Consider the following 1,105-nt stretch of genomic DNA (forward strand, 5'->3'; position numbering starts at 1 on the left):
AGTCTAACTTTGTTGGGCTTTTTTATAAATAATTTATTTAACTAGCACCACACGTATCTATTTATCTTATATATATTCAACTATTCTATATACTGTAATATTTATTATTCTATATTATTCACTCCACCAAAAAAGCTCCCACTTTTTATTGGACGAGAATTCATTTTAATTTTTCCATATTTAGATTGAAAGCAGCCAGGACGGCTGCTTTTTTGATATAAAAATAATTTCTAAAACGAATTAGTTTATATAGAGTTTTGTTTGGCAAGTTTATGAATAACTGTTAAATGTACTTCACAATGAAAGAGGACTTTGTTACCTATATCACTTACAAATGTCCATTGCTATGGCCAAATATTGGTTTTTATAAGTGTAAGCGTTTGCTAGAATTAAAAGTGAAGGGAAAGTGAGGCGGTGAAAATGATTAAAAACATAAGAACAAAAGAATTATTATTCTATCTGTCGAATAATAAAGAATTTGTTCAAGCAGAAGAAATAGCAAGTCTTCTGAATGTTTCTAAAAAGACCGTTTATCGCTTGATTCATGATATTAATGCAGAAAGCAAATATCCAATAATCATTTCCAAAAGAGGAATGGGATACAAAATAAATCCGCAAAATTATTCAAAAGAAAACAATAATGATGCAATTAATAAAAGAACTGCAATTAATATCTCACCTGTAGAAAGAAGAAATAGGCTACTTAAGCGACTTTTATTAGTTTCGCCAGAGGGTATTAGGGAGAGTGATATTTTTAAGAAATATTTTGTTAGTTCTAATGTTCGTACTAATGATGAACGTGTAATGAAACAAATTTTAGATAAGTATGATTTAAAGCTAGAAATTAAAAACAACTATATGAGGATCAAGGGCTCTGAGGTTAATATTCGACATGTAATCAAAGAGTTAATTGATGATCGTGAAATAGTTAATTTAAAGCAATTTATTGGAAATAAAGACTTTAATTCAGAATACGATGTTAGATTTATTTTGCATGAAATTGAAAAAATAGAAGATAAGTTACATACATCATTACCTTATCCATATAATACGTGTGGTGCTAGTTAAATAAATTATTTATAAAAAAGCCCAACAAAGTTAGACT

1 protein-coding gene is annotated in these 1,105 nt (G+C 27.9%); it reads left to right on the forward strand.

Going from position 1 to position 1,105, the window contains the following annotated elements; translation table 11 throughout:
- Positions 1-420 precede the first annotated feature (420 nt).
- Entirely contained in the window at positions 421-1,068 is a 648-nt protein-coding gene (locus FC77_RS07655) for an HTH domain-containing protein (RefSeq protein WP_056971024.1), read from the forward strand.
- The last annotated feature ends 37 nt before the right edge of the window (positions 1,069-1,105 follow it).

It is taken from the genome of Lactobacillus acetotolerans DSM 20749 = JCM 3825, from assembly GCF_001436775.1.
In the GTDB taxonomy this organism is placed as follows: Bacteria; Bacillota; Bacilli; order Lactobacillales; family Lactobacillaceae; genus Lactobacillus; species Lactobacillus acetotolerans.